Annotated in this window: 1 protein-coding gene; it reads left to right on the top strand. The window is 63.4% G+C overall.

Translation table 11 applies throughout. The features are described from left to right. Positions 1 to 16: 16 nt before the first annotated feature. On the top strand, positions 17 to 257 hold a 241-nt coding region (locus RVY79_RS20425), incomplete at its 3' end, for a hypothetical protein (RefSeq protein WP_317466415.1).

Below are 257 nucleotides of genomic sequence, written 5' to 3'. Positions count from 1 at the left end.
ACGCTGCGCCTCAGGCATGTTTCATTCATTTCACGCCGACCTGTGCACGCGCAGCGGACACCCCGTCGCGATACTGCTTCACCAGCATCCCATTTTCGATAGCGATGGCCGCGTCGGCGCGCTGCTGACCATCCTTGAAGAACCCTCTGCAGGTGAACCGTCTGCCCCTGGTGCGGCCGGCGACACCTCGACCACCGAACTCGACCCGACGCGTCAATACGCGTACCTGATGATCGGCCAGGAGCGGGAGCGCAAGC

This window comes from Chromohalobacter sp. HP20-39, assembly GCF_033052815.1.
In the GTDB taxonomy this organism is placed as follows: domain Bacteria; phylum Pseudomonadota; class Gammaproteobacteria; order Pseudomonadales; family Halomonadaceae; genus Chromohalobacter.
Note: the sequence above shows the minus strand (reverse complement) of the source record. Positions and strands in the feature narration are given on the sequence as shown.